Annotated in this window: 20 protein-coding genes; 5 read left to right on the forward strand and 15 right to left on the reverse strand. The window is 44.4% G+C overall.

Features of this window, described 5'->3' with window-relative positions; all coding sequences use genetic code 11:
* Positions 1 to 140 precede the first annotated feature (140 nt).
* Entirely contained in the window at positions 141 to 995 is an 855-nt protein-coding gene (locus JKM87_RS13355) for a VOC family protein (protein WP_202080873.1), read from the reverse strand.
* Between the two features lie 207 nt (positions 996 to 1,202).
* Between JKM87_RS13355 and JKM87_RS13360 the strand changes: the two genes are divergently transcribed.
* Positions 1,203 to 1,520, forward strand: coding sequence for a winged helix-turn-helix transcriptional regulator (locus JKM87_RS13360; protein ID WP_202080874.1), 318 nt, complete (start codon positions 1,203 to 1,205; stop codon positions 1,518 to 1,520).
* Positions 1,521 to 1,718: 198 nt separating this feature from the next.
* On the opposite strand, the gene garD is transcribed toward JKM87_RS13360, so the two are convergent.
* The 10 genes from garD to JKM87_RS13410 all read right to left on the reverse strand — a co-directional run bounded on the left by garD (position 1,719) and on the right by JKM87_RS13410 (position 13,747).
* Complete coding sequence (gene garD / locus JKM87_RS13365) at positions 1,719 to 3,251, reverse strand: galactarate dehydratase (RefSeq protein WP_202080875.1); 1,533 nt, start codon at positions 3,249 to 3,251, stop codon at positions 1,719 to 1,721.
* A gap of 43 nt (positions 3,252 to 3,294) precedes the next feature.
* Complete coding sequence (gene gudD / locus JKM87_RS13370) at positions 3,295 to 4,665, reverse strand: glucarate dehydratase (RefSeq protein ID WP_419761865.1); 1,371 nt, start codon at positions 4,663 to 4,665, stop codon at positions 3,295 to 3,297.
* 99 nt (positions 4,666 to 4,764) lie between these two features.
* A complete protein-coding gene (gene gucD, locus JKM87_RS13375; protein WP_202080877.1) occupies positions 4,765 to 6,228 on the reverse strand; it encodes an alpha-ketoglutaric semialdehyde dehydrogenase GucD in 1,464 nt (487 codons plus the stop codon).
* A gap of 109 nt (positions 6,229 to 6,337) precedes the next feature.
* Entirely contained in the window at positions 6,338 to 7,276 is a 939-nt protein-coding gene (gene kdgD, locus JKM87_RS13380) for a 5-dehydro-4-deoxyglucarate dehydratase (protein ID WP_202080878.1), read from the reverse strand.
* Positions 7,277 to 7,448: 172 nt separating this feature from the next.
* The gene (locus JKM87_RS13385; protein ID WP_202080879.1) at positions 7,449 to 8,456 is read right to left on the reverse strand and encodes a tripartite tricarboxylate transporter substrate binding protein; all 1,008 of its coding nucleotides are present in this window, start codon (positions 8,454 to 8,456) and stop codon (positions 7,449 to 7,451) included.
* Positions 8,457 to 8,516: 60 nt separating this feature from the next.
* A complete protein-coding gene (locus JKM87_RS13390; RefSeq protein WP_202080880.1) occupies positions 8,517 to 10,028 on the reverse strand; it encodes a tripartite tricarboxylate transporter permease in 1,512 nt (503 codons plus the stop codon).
* A 13-nt stretch (positions 10,029 to 10,041) separates the two neighbouring features.
* Complete coding sequence (locus JKM87_RS13395; RefSeq protein ID WP_202080881.1) at positions 10,042 to 10,566, reverse strand: tripartite tricarboxylate transporter TctB family protein; 525 nt, start codon at positions 10,564 to 10,566, stop codon at positions 10,042 to 10,044.
* Positions 10,567 to 10,598: 32 nt separating this feature from the next.
* Positions 10,599 to 11,612 carry a mannonate dehydratase gene (locus tag JKM87_RS13400; RefSeq protein WP_202080882.1) on the reverse strand — a complete coding sequence of 338 codons (1,014 nt, stop codon included), beginning with the start codon at positions 11,610 to 11,612 and terminating at the stop codon, positions 10,599 to 10,601.
* Between the two features lie 303 nt (positions 11,613 to 11,915).
* The gene (locus JKM87_RS13405) at positions 11,916 to 12,623 is read right to left on the reverse strand and encodes a FadR/GntR family transcriptional regulator (RefSeq protein ID WP_336885182.1); all 708 of its coding nucleotides are present in this window, start codon (positions 12,621 to 12,623) and stop codon (positions 11,916 to 11,918) included.
* A gap of 110 nt (positions 12,624 to 12,733) precedes the next feature.
* On the reverse strand, positions 12,734 to 13,747 hold the full coding sequence (locus tag JKM87_RS13410) for a DUF3231 family protein (RefSeq protein WP_202080883.1): 1,014 nt from the start codon (positions 13,745 to 13,747) through the stop codon (positions 12,734 to 12,736).
* Between the two features lie 254 nt (positions 13,748 to 14,001).
* Here JKM87_RS13410 and JKM87_RS13415 point away from each other — a divergent pair, with 254 nt between their 5' ends.
* Complete coding sequence (locus JKM87_RS13415) at positions 14,002 to 14,616, forward strand: LysE/ArgO family amino acid transporter (protein WP_202080884.1); 615 nt, start codon at positions 14,002 to 14,004, stop codon at positions 14,614 to 14,616.
* 78 nt (positions 14,617 to 14,694) lie between these two features.
* Here JKM87_RS13415 and JKM87_RS13420 read toward each other — a convergent pair whose 3' ends face one another.
* On the reverse strand, positions 14,695 to 15,360 hold the full coding sequence (locus JKM87_RS13420; protein WP_202080885.1) for an NAD(P)H-dependent oxidoreductase: 666 nt from the start codon (positions 15,358 to 15,360) through the stop codon (positions 14,695 to 14,697).
* Between the two features lie 246 nt (positions 15,361 to 15,606).
* On the opposite strand from JKM87_RS13420, the gene JKM87_RS13425 reads away from it, so the two are divergent.
* Positions 15,607 to 16,122 carry a DUF2243 domain-containing protein gene (locus JKM87_RS13425; protein ID WP_202080886.1) on the forward strand — a complete coding sequence of 172 codons (516 nt, stop codon included), beginning with the start codon at positions 15,607 to 15,609 and terminating at the stop codon, positions 16,120 to 16,122.
* Positions 16,103 to 16,933, forward strand: a complete 831-nt coding sequence (locus tag JKM87_RS13430; RefSeq protein ID WP_202080887.1) for a cytochrome c oxidase assembly protein — start codon at positions 16,103 to 16,105, stop codon at positions 16,931 to 16,933. Before JKM87_RS13425 ends, JKM87_RS13430 begins: the two co-directional genes overlap by 20 nt.
* Positions 16,934 to 17,041: 108 nt before the next feature.
* Here JKM87_RS13430 and JKM87_RS13435 read toward each other — a convergent pair whose 3' ends face one another.
* Entirely contained in the window at positions 17,042 to 17,434 is a 393-nt protein-coding gene (locus JKM87_RS13435) for a winged helix-turn-helix transcriptional regulator (protein WP_202080888.1), read from the reverse strand.
* A 244-nt stretch (positions 17,435 to 17,678) separates the two neighbouring features.
* On the opposite strand from JKM87_RS13435, the gene JKM87_RS13440 reads away from it, so the two are divergent.
* Positions 17,679 to 18,197: a DJ-1/PfpI family protein gene (locus JKM87_RS13440; RefSeq protein ID WP_202080889.1), complete on the forward strand. Its 519-nt coding sequence runs from the start codon at positions 17,679 to 17,681 to the stop codon at positions 18,195 to 18,197.
* Positions 18,198 to 18,443: 246 nt separating this feature from the next.
* Here JKM87_RS13440 and JKM87_RS13445 read toward each other — a convergent pair whose 3' ends face one another.
* Positions 18,444 to 18,626 (reverse strand): helix-turn-helix domain-containing protein, encoded by a 183-nt coding sequence (locus JKM87_RS13445; RefSeq protein WP_202080890.1) that lies wholly within the window; start codon positions 18,624 to 18,626, stop codon positions 18,444 to 18,446.
* Positions 18,627 to 18,907: 281 nt separating this feature from the next.
* A complete protein-coding gene (locus tag JKM87_RS13450) occupies positions 18,908 to 19,906 on the reverse strand; it encodes an MFS transporter (protein ID WP_202080891.1) in 999 nt (332 codons plus the stop codon).
* Between the last annotated feature and the right edge of the window lie 42 nt (positions 19,907 to 19,948).

A 19,948-nucleotide genomic window follows, 5' to 3' on the forward strand; every position in this document is an offset into this window, starting at 1 on the left:
TTTCTCTTCACTCCTTGAAATTTTTACTGTCTTGCGTGTCATTTCACTCGTGATCCTCTCGACATTTCCCTCGTCATGAGTCCCCCATCATAATTCTATTATAGGTATAGACAACTCCATTCTAATTAATCCCTTAGCAGTTATACCACTTTCAGGACTATGCGATTACCTGCCGGGTCCTCTGTGAGATACCCCTCTGCTGTTTGCTTAATGGGCGCCTCTATCTCGTCTAGTTGTGTCAAGACTTGATCTCTGCTCTCTTCAGATTTGTACCGAATGGTAAAGGAATGCAAGCCGACACTGTTCTCAGCCGGTTTCGGAGCTCCTACACCGGCCCAAGTGTTGACAGCGATATGGTGATGGTACCCCCCTGTAGAAAGGAAAAGGGCATGCTTAAACTCGCTAACAATTTGAAAACCGAGCCCATGTACGTAAAAGGACTCCGCCTCATCCAATTGTGAAACATGAAGATGGATGTGCCCCATGCGTGTACCGGCGGGTAAGCCGGACCAGAGCTCTCCCTGGGTCTCAGCTAAGAGTTGCTCTTCATTTAAAGGATCAACCGTCATTTTTACTCTGTTGCCGTCCCACTCCCATGTGTCAGGGGAACGATCGACGTATAATTCTATCCCGTTGCCATCCGGATCTGACAAGTATAGGGCTTCACTGACGAGATGGTCTGAACCCCCTTCGATTGGGTACCGGTGATCAATTAAATGGTGTAGCACTTGTGCCAAATCAGATCGTTGTGGGAGGAGCATTGCCATATGGTAGAGCCCAGTGGTACGAGGTTTCTTTGGCTCTACATCTGTGGGTTGCTTCAACGTCAGTAAGGGCGTCTGACCATCAGCTGACAGGCGCACTTCTCTATCCGCTTGCTGTAATACTTTAAACCCTATCAGACCTTGGTAGAAAGATAAGCTGCGTTCTATATCCTCTACATTGACGGTCACATCTGAGACAAACGTGTGTGGCGCCTGATGAAATTGTGACATGCTGTGTCTCCTTTCTATAGGTTTAGTTGTAGGTTTAGTTGTAGGTTTAGCTGTAGGTTTACCTTTTATTTTTAATTCCTAATTAAATACTTACTTTACGTAAGTTATTATATTTTAGTAAATTATTATTGTCAAGTAAATAGCAAACTTATATTTATATCATTATGGTTAGTGACATGCTATAATATTAAGCAAGGAGTGATTGTCATGAAAAAGTCATTATTATGCCCTCGTTTTGAGAAAGCCATGACGATCTTAAGTCAACGGTGGACAGGATTGATCATATATCAACTGCTATCAGGACCACAGCGGTTCTGTCACATTGAGTCGGCCATTGGGATCAGTGGACGATTACTGTCTGAAAGGCTGAAAGACCTTGAACATGAAGGCATCGTGAAGCGGGAGGTTTATCCTGAAACCCCTGTACGCATTGAGTATTCACTAACAGAGAAAGGCACATCCCTGGCGCCTATTATGAAAGAGATTGAAAAGTGGTCGCAGGAATGGGTTGAGCCTGAAGCGTAAACATTACGCCTCCTCCCTTAGCACCATTCATCTATACACACCTACAATCTGACATATGACTTGGATAAAAAAAAGCGTCGTCCACCCCGTTAAAGGTGGCGACGCTTTTTTATTTAGTATGAGTGGTCCTAATCTGAGTACTATAAAATAGCGGTAATCGTATTATTTATTTTTCCCTAAAAACCTAGACGTCGTATTTTAAGTCACAGGTGCAGGGTTAAATAGAGCGAGCTGATTACTTATACGCCACTTGTCAGCCCATGTTTGCTCCCGACCACTGGCAACAGCGAGCATATAGTGGAAAAGTTCCCATCCGACGTCTTCTATACTCGCTTCCCCAGTGGCAATCTTACCTGCGTTAATGTCAATTAGGTCGGGCCATTGTTCCTGTAGCGCGTGCCGCGTGGCTACCTTAATAACAGGGGCCATTGATAAACCATAGGGGGTCCCTCTTCCTGTGGTGAAGACTTGTAAGTGCATGCCAGACGCTAACTGCAGCGTACCACAAACGAAGTCACTTGCTGGTGTAGCAGAAAAATGAAGGCCTTTCCCCTGCACTTTTTCTCCTGGAGGCACAACACCTCTAATGGCACTACGCCCTGACTTAACGATCGACCCTAATGATTTCTCCACGACGTTGGACAATCCCCCAGACTTGTTCCCAGGCGAAGGGTTGGCGCTACGATCCGCTCCTCCCCGCTTTAGATAGTCATCATACCACGCCATTTCTTGTATGAGTGCTTTTCCTACTTCTTCATTAACCGCCCTTGGTGTTAAGAGGTGAACCGCATCTCTCACTTCAGTGACTTCCGAAAATAAAACCGTTGCACCAGCCCGGACGAGCAGGTCAGCTGCGTAGCCTACTGCTGGATTCGCTGTCACACCAGAGAACGCGTCACTCCCTCCGCACTGAAGGCCAACGACGAGTTCAGATACAGGGCAAGTTTCCCGTTCTCTAGCATTCAGCTTGGCCAATCGTGCCTCTGCCATCTCCATTATTGTATCCACCATTTGAGTAAAACCTTGCTGATCTTGTAGAGAAAGAATACCTTCTTTTTCTCCATCGGGAACAAGTCTATCAGGTTGGAGCTTTTCACATCCTAGACCCACAACCATGACTTCACCCCCAAAGTGAGGGTGGACGGCTAGGTTCTGAAGGGTTTGTATCGGAATCCGGGCTTCATACGCCTGAATGGCCACTCCGCAACCGAACGAGTGATTTAGTGCCACCACATCATGGACGTTGGGATATTGTGGAAGTAACTTAGTCTTAATCTGATCAACTGCATACTCTAGTACGCCAGTCACACATTGTACACTCGTGGTAATTCCTAGGATATTTTTAATCCCTACACTTCCATCACTGTTACGGTACCCCTCAAAGGTGTACCCGTCTAAAGGGGGTAATTCCTCGGGAACTTGGTTGGCAATCGGGAGCTGATTAAGTGCTGGGGGCATTGGCAACGCCATAAGCGCCTCCTTACACCAGACACCCTGTTCTATCCGTTCTTTGGCGTATCCGATAACCTCACCATAGCGAATAATAGCTTGACCCTGCTCAATACACTTGAGGCTAACTTTATGACCTTGAGGGATATACTCCTGCAACTGTAATCCACAGGGAAACATTGTCCCTTCGGACAGACCTCCTGTGTTAACAATAATGGCCACATTGTCTTCTTCATGAACCTTAATATATAAAGGAGACTCTATTTTTTTATTTACAGACATCCTGTTCCTCCTCATGATAAATATCTCGCATAGGGATAAATTCTTATCGTACGAGGCACGGTCTCTTAGGGTCAAACGTCCAGTCAGGAATGAGATACTGCATGGCAATGGCGTCATCTCTTTTTCCTAAAGCATGTTGTTGATATCTTTCATGTGCTTTCTCTACTTCGGCCATATCTATGTCGATCCCTAACCCGGGCTTATGTGGTACATTAACTTTACCGTCAACAATGTTCAGTGGCTCTTGGGTCAAACGTTGCCCGTCCTGCCAAATCCAATGGGTGTCTATTGCCGTGATAGTCCCTGGTGCGGCGGCAGCCACATGTGTAAACATCGCTAGCGAGATATCAAAATGATTATTAGAATGCGAACCCCATGTTAAGCCCCAGTCATAGCACATTTGGGCTACTCTGACTGACCCTTGCATTGTCCAAAAATGAGGGTCGGCTAATGGGATGTCCACAGCATGCAGCTGGATGGCATGCCCCATTTGTCGCCAATCGGTTGCGATCATATTCGTTGCTGTTGGGATACCTGTGGCTCTTCTAAACTCAGCCATCACTTCTCGCGCTGAATAGCCTTGTTCCGCACCACAAGGGTCCTCGGCGTATGCCAGCACTTGATGTTGGCCAAGACACAGATCGATGGCCTCAGCTAGTGACCAAGCACCGTTAGGATCTAATGTGACTTTTGCCTGGGGGAAACGTTGAGCAATGGCTGAGACTGCTTCTATCTCTTCTTCCCCAGGAAGGACACCCCCTTTGAGCTTAAAGTCTTTGAATCCGTATCGTTCATGGGCAGCTTCTGCTAAACGAACGATGGCCTCTGGCGTCAGTGCCTCCTCGTTTCGTATACGAAACCAGTCATTGGCTGCATCAGGGGCTTCTCTATAAGGGAGATCAGTTTTGTTGCGGTCTCCGATATAAAAAAGATAGCCTAACATGGCCACGCTGTCACGTTGCTGGCCTTCACCGAGTAAGGCAGCGACTGGGACTTCTAGATATTGCCCTACTAAATCCAAAAGTGCAGCTTCTAAGGCTGTTACCGCATGAATTGTAACCCTTAGGTCATACGTTTGTAAGCCACGTCCACTCTGATCGCGCTCTCCAAACTGTTGCCGAATTGTATTTAAAATGTTATTGTATCTGCCTATCGACTCTCCCACAACGTACGGCGTAGCTTCCTCTAATGTTTGACGAATGAGTTCCCCTCCAGGGACTTCACCGACACCCGTGTGACCTGCGTTATCTTCTAAAATGACAATATTCCGCGTAAAAAAAGGGGCATGGGCCCCGCTTAAGTTTAATAACATACTATCATGACCCGCCACAGGGATCACTTTCATATCAGTAATCGTAGGCGTCATCATGGTTTCATCATGCGTGATTTGTTGCGCTCTCGACGATAGCGGCATGGCCATCCTCCCCTTTTTCTTTTTTGCGACAGCATGTCAGACATGTTACTTCGAGATTCTTTGGCGCCTTCTGCTCAAATGCCCTCATAGACAGCACCCTTACTTGACAAACACTGTTTTAATGGTGGTAAAAAATTCCTTAGCCGCTTCCCCTTGCTCACGAGAGTGAGAACTGGAAGCCTTCATGCCTCCGAACGGCGCTTGGAGTTCAACCCCTGCACTCTCAGCATTGATCCGGACTAAACCGGCTTCCATGTCCTGTATAAAGGACAACATATTCTGTATCTGAGTCGTAAAAATAGACGCACTCAGGCCGTATGGCACGTCGTTGGCCACTTCTAAGGCCTCTTCAATATGGTCAACCCTAATGAGTGCAATAACAGGGCCAAATATTTCCTCTTGGGCAATGGTCATGTCTGAGGTGACGTGATCAAAAATAGTAGGGGCGATAAAGTACCCCTTGTCGTAGTCCTCTCCCTGCAGGACATGCCCACCAGTGAGAATCTTAGCGCCTTCGGCTTTGCCTTTTTCAATATATTGGAGAACGGCGTTTAGCTGTTTTTCACTGGCACACGGTCCCATCCAGTTCCCGTCTTTTAGCCCGTTGCCTACGGTAATAGCTTTCGTCTTTTCTAGTAGTTTAGCTTTGAAAGTCTCATAAATGTCGTCTTCAACAATGACACGGCTTGTCGCAGTACATTTTTGACCTGTTGAACGGAAAGCACCGCTAATCGTACCTTCAACAGCGAGCTCTAAATCAGCATCGGCAGCAACGATAACAGGGTTTTTACCACCCATCTCAAGTTGATACTTCGCTCCTCTGGCTAGTGCCTTTTGCCCGATCGCTTTACCGACGGGATTAGAGCCTGTGAACGTAATACCATTCACCTCAGGATGATTCGTGAGTGCTTCTCCAATAACCGCGCCATCCCCGGTGACCATATTAATAACTCCTTCGGGTAAACCGGCTGCTTGGAAACATTCAATGACTTTAGCACAAGTCACGGCTGTCTCTATAGCTGGTTTGATCACGACAGTATTCCCGTAAATAAGCGCAGGAGCCATCTTCCAGATTGGAATTGCTACGGGAAAATTCCACGGTGTAATCACCCCAACAACGCCTAACGGTACACGATCTGTGAACATTAGTGCCTGGCTATCGGTAGAGGGAATCACATCCCCAACTTTCCGCATGCCCTCGCCTGCATAATAACGTAATATAGCCACCCCTCTGGCGACCTCACCTTTTGATTCGGGTAACGTCTTACCCATTTCCCGTGTCATACACGTTGCGATTTCTTCTAATCTTTTTTCCAACTCGTCTGCAGCTTTGTATAGATACGCTCCTCGTGCATTGCCGGCGAGCTTTTTCCAGGGGGATTGGGCCCGTCTCGCGGCCGACACCGCGTCGTTAAGCTCCTCTTCCGTTGACAACTGAACATACCCGATAACGTCCGTCGTGTTTGCTGGATTGATGCTCGCTTCAATATCACCACTACTTGAAGCCACCCATTGCCCATGGATGTAATTCAGATAGGTGTCCTGTTTGGTCTCCACTGTCATTTGATCTCCTCCTTATCTTTTATCGTAGAAGCACACGTTGGAATTCTTTTCGTGTAGCCTATTGCTCAATGTCAAACATCAGTATCAATCAAAGCATAAGGTCATTCACTTACGATTGACTTGGTTGTATTTCTCGTGGGTACTTTTGTAAGGCACTCGTCAGAACGCCTTCTAATTGCCTATAATGTTCCGCTTCAACTGATACGACTGGTGGTCGGACACTGTTATTGACTGGTAAGCCCATGATGTCCATCCCCGCTTTTATAAGAGCAACGGCATAGCCTTTTCTCGCTTTACGGATGCGATTGATGGGGAGAAGAACATCTGTATAGATGTCGTGCAATGTTTGCTTGTCACCTTCTTGTAAGGCGTGATAAAAAAGTCTGGATATGTGTGGGATATAGTTTGAGATGGCCGAGGAATAGGAATTAAATCCAATGCCTGCATAGGCCTCCATGGTTATCTCCGCGAATGGCATCCCATTTAACCAGTTCAAACGGTCCCCTAGTGAATGGACGAGTTCTAGATTTAACTCCATGTCCCCGTAACCGTCTTTCAGACCCACAATTTGTGGATAAGCATCGACGAGGCGTTCTAAGGTCGGCCGCTTCAGGATGGCGTTTCCTCGTTGATACAAGATGGCATTCAAGTTACTTTCCTCGATAATGGCCTGGTAATACTCGTATAGTCCTTGTTGTTCTCCTTCTATTAAATAAGGCGGAAGAACGAGATAGCCATCGGCCCCTAACTGCTCCGAACGTTGCACGAGATCAACTGCGTGACTGATATTCCCACCTACACCGGTGTAAACAGGTACTTGACCATCCGCAACCTCTACCGCAACCTTAACCATTCTTTCATATTCATCCGCATTGAGCGCATGAAACTCACCAGAGCCGCAGGCAATAAATATCGATGAGAGTCCTTCCTCAATGAGAAACCCAATATTGGTGGCTAATGCCGCTTCATCCAATTGACCGTCTGTCGTGTAGGGTGCAACAGGAAAACCTAAGATCCCCTTTGGTGCTGTTCTTTTATCACTTGTCATCCTTCCACTCCTTTTCTCCTTTGTAAAAAGGGCGCTGCATGTTTCAACCTGTTGTATATCTTGATGTATGTTCCTCAATGCGTTACGACACCTACAAAGGGTTTAATTTTAATTGTCTTACAATTAAAATTATTGTAAGACAATTAAAATGTTGTGTCAAACGTGAACTATATTATTCTTCTGAAAGTTCGATATAATAATCTTCAGTTTCCTGGATATATTCAAAGGCTTTTTCTGGTGACATGAAAGTTGGCGTGACCAAAAACTCTTCAGCCTCGGCGACATACTCCTCTGTTTGCACCACTCGTTCCACAGCCTGAGAGAAGGTCTCTACGATTTCGTCGGGTGTATCCGGGTGAAAACCGTAGAAGAAGAATTTTTCAAACGAGCTGTTAACACCTTGCTCTGTAAAAGTGGGCACATCAGACATAATGTCTACGCGCTCTCGTGACATAATCCCAAGTGTACGCATTTCCCCTGATTCAATATAATCCTTAACTAGCCCTAGAGAAGTGGGTATGATATCGATATGTCCCCCAAGTAAAGCAGCCACTTTATCCGATGCTCCACCGACATCCACTATGTTTAATTCAATGTCTTGATCTTGCTCCAACGCAAGTAATTGTAAGTGCGTAAAGCCACCTACTTCTGTTGCAATAGATACCTCTCCTGGATGTTCCCGTGCATAATCTATCAGATCCTGAAGGTCTTCAAATGGCGAATCACCACTCACGACGAATGTATTGCCGTGATCGAGTACAGGGATACCTGCCAGTTTGAATGAATCGTAGCTAAAGTCCACAAGACCAAGTATCCTATTGAGTAATAACGAATTATGGAAAAAAAGCACCGTATACCCGTCTGCGTCCGCATCGAGGACTTCCCGTGCCCCAACAGTGCCTCCAGCTCCTGTTACATTAGAGATAACAACAGACTGTCCTAGTTCCTCTTCTAAATATTTGCCTAGTAATCTAGCGTTGGCATCCGTGTCACCTCCAGCACCCGCTGGCACAATGACTTGTATCGGTTTTTCAGGATAGTCCCCCACTTGTCCATTAGACTGTGAGTTATTTTCCTCATTGGCCCCTTGTGTCGTCCCTTCACTTGCACACCCTGCAAATACAGCAATCATCAGTAGTAAAGTTAAAGTCGTCATCCCTCTCTTTAAAAGCGCTTTCATTAAAATCCCTCCTAAATTATTCTTAAATGAATGTTGGTTGGGGTTCATTGGACTGTCGCCTTAAACACCCGTGTTAATCCCTTTTGGACCACTTTTATTCTTATTTCTGAAAATATTACTTACTTTAACAACAACGGATATAAGCGCCAACGCCAGAAACGTTGCAGCGATAGGTTCAGTAAAAAATGGCGTAAAATCCCCTTGGCTATACATGAGCCCCCGACGTAAATTTGTTTCCAATAGCGGGCCAAGAATGAATCCTAAAATGACTGGGGCAATCGGAAATCTAAACTTTATCATGATGTAACCTAATAGTCCGAAGAATAATAATGCGCCCGCGTCAAAGATCCGATTATTGACACCAATAGCCCCTACGACACAAAGGACTAATATAACGGGGAGTAAAATGTATTGAGGGATACTCAAAACCCTTGTAAACCATCTCATCCCCCAATATAAGAAAGCAATCATAGCGAAATTAGCAATGATTAAGGCTATAAAAATGCCATATACGATGTCTCCATTATTCTCGAATAAAAGAGGACCTGGGGTTAAGCCATGTATCATTAGCCCACCAAGAAGTAAAGCCGTTACAGTATCTCCAGGGATACCTAAGGAAATTAAAGGGACTAAGGCACCCCCTACGGCAGCGTTATTCGCAGACTCTGAAGCAACAACGCCGTCCGGTGTCCCCTTACCAAATTCTTGAGGATGTTTTGATTTATTCTTAGCTGTAACATAAGCGATGATATTAGCTGTACCTGCGCCTATACCAGGCAAAATACCAATACCAGTACCAAATAGACTAGACCTGAACCAATTCCTGCCTTGCTTGAAAAAATCGCGCAATGTGAACCCGAACCCTTTCATCGTGTGTCGAACGGATTGTCCCTGTCCGATCTTTTGCTCTGATACTCTAATCATCTCTGAAACAGCAAACAGTCCAATCAGAACCGGGAGCAAATTGAATCCCGCATCTAGTGCATCATAACCAAAAGTAAATCGAGGAAAAGCATCGATTGGGGCTGATCCAACAAGGGCCATCGTCATTCCCAATAACCCACTTAACATCCCTTTCACTAGGGAATCACCAGCGAGACTCGAGATCATGGTCAAAGCAAACACGGTTACGGCAAAGTATTCATAAGGACCGAATTGCAATGCGACCTGAGCTAACGGCGGTGCTAGTAGCATAAGGATGACAATACTAAGTAAACCTCCTAAGAAAGAGAAAACAATAGCATAACCAAACGCCTGACCTGCCTGACCTTTTTGGGCCATAGGATATCCATCAAAAGTGGTGGCAATAGAAGAAGGTGTTCCTGGTAGTTTAAGTAGAATAGCAGGGACCATCCCACCTGATATTCCCCCTATGTATAAGCCCATCAAGAGCGCCATCCCTTCCATTGGGCTCATCCCGAAGGTCATCGGTAAAACGATGGCCATGCCCATCGTTGCTGTCAGACCCGGAATAGAACCGAATATGAGACCGAGTGCGACGCCACTTAGTATTAACAGTATGCTTTTTACATTCAGGACAGCTGACAACCCTTCAACGAATAGTTCTAACACTTGTTCACCCCCTTTAACCTAATATCCCAGATGGTAACCTTAAGTGAAAAACTGATTTGAAGCAGTAGTAAATTGAGACAGAGGCGATAATCGACGTCATTAAAAAAAGCGGGAGCCTACGTTGTGTCTTTTCTGCCATGACTAACATTTGCAGAAACAAGTAAACCGTCGTCATGATGAGAAATCCGACGTAAGGTAACAGATAGACGTAACCCAACAGCAGTACCAAGGTGGGGACAACAGACCACGGACTCCCTTGAGTGTCAGAGGTCGTATCTTCGTCTGCTTTCTCCCCTACGGGTGTTGTCTCTTGGTGATAGTCGTTTACCTTGTGACCCTCGTTTGCCTCCGGCTTTTTTAAGGTTTGTATCAGTAGAATAAGGCTTAGAATAAAAATGCCGATTGACACCAATCTAGGGACAAAATCAGCGCCAATTTCAGACACTGTTAGCTGTTGGATATGAAATGTAGCCGAGAATAAAACGATTGAAAATAGAAGTAAACTGATACTCGCCACCACATCTTGATATTTTGTCACCAGCTCATAACCTCCTTTCCATCCTCTGTTCATTACCCTTCAAACTCTACTAAGGCAGCGAGTAAGGCTTTGATATAGCCGATAGAATAGGCAAAGCCAATACTACCGTAACGCCAAGCGATATTAGAGTGTGCCCAGTTTCCGTCTAAATCTGGTGTATCTCCCTCCATCACAGGGACATGATCAGGGTTCAAGCAACCGTTAAACCCAACCTTCCTCAGTTCCAGCAGGACCTTAAACATGTTCATGTCGCCATCATCAAGTAACGCTTCTTCAAAAGCGCCTGCTGTTGGTAAACTTCCTCGTACATTACGGAAATGTATAAGGAAAAGACGATCCTTTCTGCCATAATGGTTGATCTCGTTAAGGACTAACGGACTTCCACCTTCCTCCGCACGGGTGCCGACACAGTATATATACCCGACGTTCTGATTCGGAAATTCATCCATGATCCTCCGATAACCCAATCCCCCAAACGGCGTATCATGAAGAGGTGAATCAGACGGATGCATGCCAAGCTTGACACCATACTCCTCACAAACGGGGACCAATTGCGCATACGCTTCTCGAAAACGTGCCCACCAGCGTTCATGCTCTTCTAAAGTTGGCGTTTCATGTTTTTGTTTGTTAAAACCAAGACTTTCACCCCGGGCGATGGCCCCTCCTCTCTGTCGAGCTTGATAACTCTTAGTCATCTCATTAAACGTATCTCCTGCAAACCTTTGTCTCACGATCGGAATACCCGCTTCACCGAAAACTTTGGCTGCCTTTACTGCGTGTTCAATTTCCTCTTCACTGCCTTCAGCACGTTGCATATAATTCATAGACAAATCGGGTAAGGTCACTCTATTCACATCTAGTCCAAATGAACGGATTCTCTTTTTCAACTTCAATAACGCGTCCAGATCCGGATAACCCTGTTCTTTCACCCCAGGGAAAGAAGATCCTGAGCCAAAATCAATACAATCTACCCCAAGCTGACATAATTGCTTTAAATCACCATCCGTTAAATCACACGTTGTGGTCGTAATTGATACCTTCATCATCATGACTCCCTCCCATATCTTTAAGTTGTAACGAAGTAATAGATTAGTAGCGTTTCGTTCAAATGTAACGATATTCTCGTGGTGTATTTAACCTCTCACCACTTAAGTATCCGCTTTCATAATATCTTAGTGAGGTGTGTCCACTTATGCTTTATCAATATGACTCGTGTTACATTTATTTTTTATAATTGTAAGACAATATAAATAGTAGGTCAATAATAAAAATTGAAAATATTCTCCAAAGTAAAAAACCCGACGTCGGATTCATAACTTCCAACAATCGGGTTAAAACAAACCGAGATCTTATTGACCTTCGTAATGGCGCATGGCTTTTTTACGTACATAATCGAGATGATGAAACATCCTGTTGTAGGCTGCAATAGGATCGCGTTGTTCCAATGCTTCATATATGTCCACATGGTGATTTAGCGTTGTTCCAAGATCGCGATCTTCAAGAGGAATCTGTTCTAGTACTTTGTTATGAAAGTCCTGAAGAGGTTCGATAATGCCTTCAAAAAGTGGATTCTTAGCACTTAAAGCAATAATTTTGTGGAACTCTTTATCTTGTTCGGAGGAATCATTCGTCGGTAACGCTCTCATCACGTCCATTGTTTCCCTTAATTTCGCCAAATCTTTCTCTGTAATCTTCTCAGCCGCCAACGTGACCAACCCCAGTTCTAGAGCCACTCTCGTTTCTATAATTGAAGGAATATCTGTTGCTGATAAAGCTAGCATCATAGCAAAAGGCTTGCTGCCAATCTTCTCAGAAAAGAAGGTGCCGTTACGTGTTCTACGGTTGACAATACCTAATACTTCAAGGGAAGTCATCGCTTCACGTATGACGGGACGGCTGACATTGCATATCTCCATTAACTCCAATTCTGAAGGTAGGCGATCACCGGATTTAAACTGCCCCGTTAGAAGCAGATTTATAATTTCATCCATGACCTGATTTGATAATGTTTTTCGGCTTACGGATTTTATTTCGACTTCTTTGTTCCCCACAAATATGCCTCCCTACACTCTATATCATACAAATCAATTTGTAGGACAATTTGCAGAAAATTTTAATGCATTCGGACGCATTTGTCAAGGTGAGGGACTGACACAGTAATGGGTAATCAGTCCTTCTTGCGTGCCAGTTCGTCTCGATCGTCCGCTTGGGGCACCTGCTCCATCCAGGCATGTTGAATAAGCAGGTTAGCACCATCCTCTGCATATTTCATAACTTCCCCCATTAACCGTGTATACTGTGCTATAATGTCACGGCGCGTACTCCCGGCCATACCATCTCCGTAATTTCCAATGCCACCATAAGTTAAAATGCCTGTGTGGACAGCCATCAGCTTATCTGAAAAAGGTGCGGATCTAGAATCCATCACCGAATCATCCCACAGCTTTGGAGCGGGTAGTTTGTCTTCAATCAAAATAGAACTCATCACTTCTGCATGTTTACCTGATATGTCCCGCCCTCTAATGAAATATTCTCGCACATCTTCGGATTGACACACCTGGCTAAACCCAATCAGTGTCATACGACCAATGACATTCGTTTGTATATTGGTGAATAAATGGTTAATCTCTATGGCATGTAAAGGTCGACGGTCTCCTAGCCAGCCTGTTAAGAAACCTGGCTTTTGCACAAAGTCAATGTCTTCAGGCGTTGAAATATACGGCGGACGAATATATAAGCCTTTGTTTAATAACAGCTTTCTTACTGTGTTATAGAGTTGTGTGGAATCGGCGATACATGTACTAATAAAATTGGCCACGTCTGAACGAGCCATATTGGGCAGTATCATGCCATAATTGTGTAGTGCAATTTTGGTCATGTGATGGATATAGTATAAGAAATACGTATCAGAAAAAAGTCGGGGGGCAGTGGGAATGACATCATCCTCTGTGAACCCGTGCGGTAGAGGATGGTTCTCATGATGGAATATATCTGCGATGGTCTGTACGTGATCCTTGGACATACTTAAAGCCTGTTTGAGGTTTTCTTCGATCTGTACATCTTCTACCTTCTCTAAAAAATACGTGAGTGTACAGACCGACATAGTTTCCATCATATAAGTTGTCCATAACGTTCCTATTTCCGATGACGTTAAGCGAATGTTATGCTCTGTTTTAGCCATATTTGTGGTCGCTCCTTGCAGAAAAGTGTTACTTTTATTTTGCCAATAGTCATGGAGAACATGCATGTTAACTGGAAGCATTCTGCCCTCTTCTGCCGTCATGGCAAGTCATGTTGTGAGATAAATGTGTCAACAGGTTCAGTTGGTGAACGTATGATCAATGTGGTTGGGTTGAAATTAAACGAATGGTTGAAGACATGCACATTTGCTCGGTATACAATAGTGACGTCATGAAGGGAAAGGAGGAACATCTATTGTTACAAGCGAGTATACATGGCGCCATTCTTGCATTGGGGCTGATACTCCCCTTAGGCGTGCAGAATGTATTTATATTTAATCAGGGGGCGACACAAAAAACGTTTTTCAGAGCGCTTCCTGCCGTCATCACGGCTTCACTCTGTGACACGCTACTGATCTTACTTGCCGTTCTAGGTGTATCCGTTATTGTGTTGACTTTTGCTTGGTTAAAGGTGACGATCTATATCATTGGCGTGCTATTCTTAGGTTATATGGGCTGGGTCATATGGCGGACGGATCCATCGGTGCAAAGTCGGACGGATGAAGGGATGTCGATTAAAAAGCAAGTGGCTTTCGCGGCTTCGGTATCCCTATTAAATCCACACGCTATCATGGATACGATCGGGGTCATAGGCACGAACTCCCTCTCCTATACAGGGGAAGAAAAAGTGATGTTTAGCATCATGACCATACTGGTCTCTTGGATATGGTTCTTACTCCTCGCAGTGGCGGGTCGGAATATAGGAAAGCTCGATGCTACCGGGCAATGGATGCGGAGGATTAATGTCTTGTCGGCCATCATCATTTGGGGTGTGGCCTTTTATATGATTAGACAATTACTCCATATGTAAAATCTCCGTACAAAAAAAGGGTGCTCAAAAGGACAAATTCCTTTTAAGCACCCGAATCAAACTGATCATACGACAAGACTACTTAATCCACTGAACAACTTCTTCTTTCGTCTTTCTCGTTTTTGGACGTGGCTCTTCTACGCGGTGGCCAAAGGCAACCATCACAGAGATACCATACTCGCCGTCTTCTGTTAATCCTTCTTCTTCTAAGATCTGATCAACTGCTGTGATATCAAAGCCTTCGATAGGACAAGAGTCGATCCCGATTTGGGCAGCAGCAGTCATCATGTTACCTAAAGCGATGTAGGTTTGCTTACAGGACCAATCAAACATTGTTTTTTCATTCTCTAGAATTTGGAATTCCTCTTGGAAGCTCTTATAACGGTCGAAGAAACCTTCAATCACATCCTCTGGCATCTTCTTCACGTGTCTCAGATGATTAATCACATAATCTGAATCATACTTCACGTTCTTCCGCGCTAATATGAGAACGAAGTGACTAGCGGTCGGTAGCTGCCCTTGGGCGCCCCATGAAACGTTACGAAGTTTCTCTCTCAAATCAGAGTTTTGAACAACGACAAACTTCCACGGTTCGAGTCCGACAGAACTTGGTGATAGTCTTCCAGTTTCTAGGATGAAATCAATATCTTCTTGCGCGATTTTTTTATCTGGATCGAATGCCTTTGTTGCGTGTCTAAACTCATAAGCACTGATAATGTCTTGTTTTAATTGTTCTCTATCCATTTCTCTCCGCACTCCTTTTATTTCACTTGTATGGTGTACATCGTGTGCTCAATAGACGAGGTGTGGGACCAACACCAACGATATTGGCTGTAGATTAGCAAGATAAAGTTACTATATTTTTAAAAGTATCATGGCCCTATTGCAGTGTCAAATTTTATGATGGGCTTATATCGAGGGCAAGTTTGGGTTAAAACAAAAGATAGGTAAAGTAGCGATGTTATGAAATGTTATAAGAAGGAGAACGTTATGTCTAGTCAACCATTAAAGTCTCATCTCAACCACACATTGCTGTGGCGTAAACGCAATTTATGGTCAGGTGTCCTATTTGGTATCGGTTTGATCGCTTTTATCGATGAAGCGGTCTTCCACCAGCTTCTACATTGGCATCATTTTTACGATCGATCGACAACGGAAGTGGGCCTTGTATCTGATGGTCTGTTCCACGCCCTCAGTTGGTTTGCCACGATTGGCGGGCTGTTCATATTTGCTGACTTGCGACGGCGACAAGCATGGTTACCCAAGCGATGGTTGGGCGGCGTACTCTTAGGGGCTGGAGGGTTCCAGCTGTACGACGGCATCATACATCATAAACTAATGGGCGTCCACCAGGTTCGCTATGTCGAGGATGTCTTCATCTACGATGTCGTATGGAATGCGACTGCCCTCGCAATAATTGTCGCTGGCCTGGTTCTTATAACCCGCTCCAAACGTGATGAAGCCCAGCAAGAAGGGATGTTGGCCAATGGCGAATCATCATACTAGCCTCGGCACTGATGTGCTTGCAAACGCATCACACGTAGATGTACTCGCTTTATGTATCGTTGTTGGTGCAATCTTGGGCTATCCGGTCATGGCTTACCGTACGAACGAAAAGTATAAGCAGTGGCCCTTTGTTCGTTATATGTCTTGGTATACGGGTGTGCTTTGTGTGGCTAGTGCTCTCGTTGGTCCGATGGCCACGCGCGCCCACCATGATTTTACTTTTCATATGGTCGGGCATTTGCTCATCGGTATGCTCGGCCCTTTACTCCTAGCTCTTGCAGCTCCGATGACCCTTACCTTAAGATATGTAGAGGTGCAGACGGCTCGCCATCTCACGTCCATTTTGAAGAGCCAGCTGGCTCATCGTTTACAAGATCCGCTTGTCGCTTCTGTCCTTAACATCGGCGGTTTGTGGGTGCTCTATGCCACACCCTTATATTCAGCGATGCAGACGTACACGTTTTTACATGTCGTGGTGCACGTCCACGTGTTTCTAGCGGGGTATCTTTTTACAGTGGCCATGATCGATATCGATCCTAAGCCGCATAAGCCAAACAACGTGTACCGCGCCATTGTCTTCCTCCTCGCTCTGACAGGACACGGCATACTAGCAAAGTATATCTACGCCTATCCCCCAGCTGGTGTTTCAGCATCGCAAGCAGAGTTAGGGGCAAAAGTCATGTACTACGGTGGTGATTTGATCGATGCGTGGCTCCTCTATATTTTTTGTTATCAATGGTATCGGTCCGTGCGTCCTAGAACAGCTCTGGACTCCCTTACCCCTACCACAAATGGGCCGAGGCCCTTATAACATGTGGCCATCGCAGCTCGTTTAAAAGTAAAAAGGAGCGACAAGACGTTTAGACACAACACGTGTCCGTAACATATTTTACTAAGCGCCCCTGCTGAACGAGGGTCATTAATTCTTTTCATTCGACCACTCTTCATTGTTTTGTTTGATTTGGTTGATGCGCATTTTTCCCCAGTCGTACATCATGTCTATGATTGGTAACAAGGTCATACCAAGCTCCGTCATGGAGTACTCTACCTTAGGCGGCACTTCAGGGTACACCTCTCGATGCACAATCCCGTCTTCTATTAGCTCCCGCAGCTGATTGGTTAATATTTTATGTGAAATCTTAGGAAAAAGTCTCTGTAGGTCACTAAATCGATGGGGCCCCTCTACGCCTAAGTGCCATAGAATAACGACCTTCCACTTTCCACTTATTATGGACAGTGTCAATTCTTTCTCACAATTAAAGTCACCATTTTGTATCTTCTGCTTAATATCTTCTCGTAGTGTTTCGGACATGTTGTCGACCTCCCTATAGCTAATGTCTAAACGAGGTGAAGGGGCATATACCCTCAGTATTTTATCCAGCGTTGATATTGGTGCTAAACATTAGCTTTTATATGCCCTGCTCCTCTATAAAAAGTAACCTATGGGTAACCTGCGTACAAAAAAGTGCATACTTCTCAAGTGTATAGGACCTCAGTTAGAATATGACATGTACGATACTGAGATATTGAAATATATTTTTAGGAGGTCACCTATTATGAGCAAAAAGGCTTTATTCATTATACCACCTGAACGGTTCAATGAAGTTGAGCTCTTTCATCCAAAGCTAGCGTTAGAAGAGGCAGGCGTAGAGGTTACGATTGCCAGTACCAAAACAGGTGAAGTAACAGGAGACTATCAGGGTAAAATCAATGTTGATGTTGCCTTCTCTGATATTTCTGCCACTGACTTTGACGTGGTGGCCGTTATTGGTGGTTCCGGTACAATCGACCATCTATGGGAAAACAATGAGTTAAACCAATTCTTGAAGCAAACGCATAATCAAAAAGTTCTACTCACAGGCATCTGTGCAGGTTCCGTCTCCGTGGCCAAAACAGGGTTACTCACGGAACGCCAAGCCACATGTTTCCCTGTTGACGTCATGATTAATCAACTGAAAGAGAATGACGTCAATTATGTGGTTGAAGAGGTTGTTGTTCACAGCGATATCATCACAAGTAACGGACCAGATGGCGCAAAAGCATTCGGGAATGCGCTTGTTGAGGCATTAAAATAAAGCTGTAGAAAAGAAGTGAAGTCAAGATCAAGTCACACTCATCTTGGCTTCTTTTTTTTTCTTAGGAAAGCTAAGGCTAACGTTGTCATGACTGATCATGATTCATCACATCACTCTTCTTTTTTACCTTACCACAAAGTAATGATAGAGTAACAACTAGCGCGTATCCGTTATCATTGGAACAGAAAAAAGACGTCACTGTACTGACGCCTCATCACTAAAGAAAAATATATGAGTTCCTATTACTTACTCTTCACTTTGATGTTGTTCAAACCATTCAACGAGTTTTCTCTTAGAAAAACGCCACTCCTTGCCAATCTTAGCCCCTGGTATATCGCCATTCTTAGCCCACTCTTTCACTTTATCTGGGCTGATTTCAAGCGCCTCGGCTACTTCATTTGCAGTCAGTATATCTTTATCTTCAGACAACGTTGTCACCCCCTGGACTTATTAAACCCATAGTACCCTTCGTTATATATGTAGACTATTCACTTTTTTCTAAGCGTTTGTCAAAAGTCTTTTTGCCAAACCTCTTTAAATAATCATATCTAAAGGTATTGTTACGTGCAACTTTTTTTGAAAATTTGATCTAAAAAAACAAAATACAAATAACGGGGACCAAAGGTGTAGCTCAAAAGTTAATGAGTTCCACATTCAAATTATTCCTTTAAAAGGACAAAAAATGGGTATAAGGTTTAGTGATTGAGGCATTAGAGGTTGTGACTCATTTCAACAGGTTTATCTAGGGTTTTGTCGTTAAGATCGTGCAACGCACGCAGACTTAATGCCATTAAACTCGTCGTGACAATGAGACACCCAATGGATATAAACAATAGCTTAATACTAAAGGTCTCCGCTAAAAACCCACCTAAGCCTGCTCCTATTGGAATGCCGATTTGGGCTAACAAAAAACGGACGCTAAAGACACGCCCTCTAATATACTCAGGCACACGTTTCTGGTAGTAGGTTGTGTTATTAATGTTAATCAAAGAGGCCGCTAGACCTTGGAGGACGCTAATGATAAAAGCAACAGCAAACACACTCGTGTATCCTAAAAAGACAAACAGGGTCCCGTTAGCAAACATACAGCTTAAAAAAGTCAGTCTGAGGTCTTTCGGCGTGCCCGTGAGCCCGGTGATGAAAGAACCTAAAACCATGCCTATTGAAAAAGCGGAAACAAATAAGCCATAATTTGTCTCTGTTCCACCTAAATTTTCGATGACATAGGGTAAAAACAATGGCATTGCTGCACCCACTGCAAAATTAATGACCAGAAGTAATAGTCCGAGCCATAGTAACACACGATACTCTTTAAAGAAATGTAGGCCTTCGGTAAAATCCCTTAGCCATGTTTTTCTTTCATCCTCTTTATGCCCATAATGACTCGGTATAAGCAACAGTATAATACTAGAACTCCCCAGTGCAACAACTAAAATCATTACGACGACGGAGACATCAAAAGTAGAGATCAATAAACCACCTAAACCTGGCCCTAATAACATTAATGTTTGTAACGTACCCTCGAGCAAGGCATTGGCTTTTTGTAGCAAATCTTTAGGCAGGATATGGGCAATATAAGCCATACTTGTAGGTCTGAAAAGCGGTTCAACAGCTCCTATGATCATCGTCACCGCAAACACATGCCACAGTGCTAGCCAGCCACTCGGGTACACGAACAATAAAAAAACAAAGGCTAAGGCTCTAGTCAATTTGGTATTATCCCCTTAGAGTAGACAGTGTAAAAAAGCCCA

Origin of the sequence: Caldalkalibacillus salinus (genome assembly GCF_016745835.1) — a bacterium.
In the GTDB taxonomy this organism is placed as follows: Bacteria; Bacillota; Bacilli; order Caldalkalibacillales; family JCM-10596; genus Caldalkalibacillus_A; species Caldalkalibacillus_A salinus.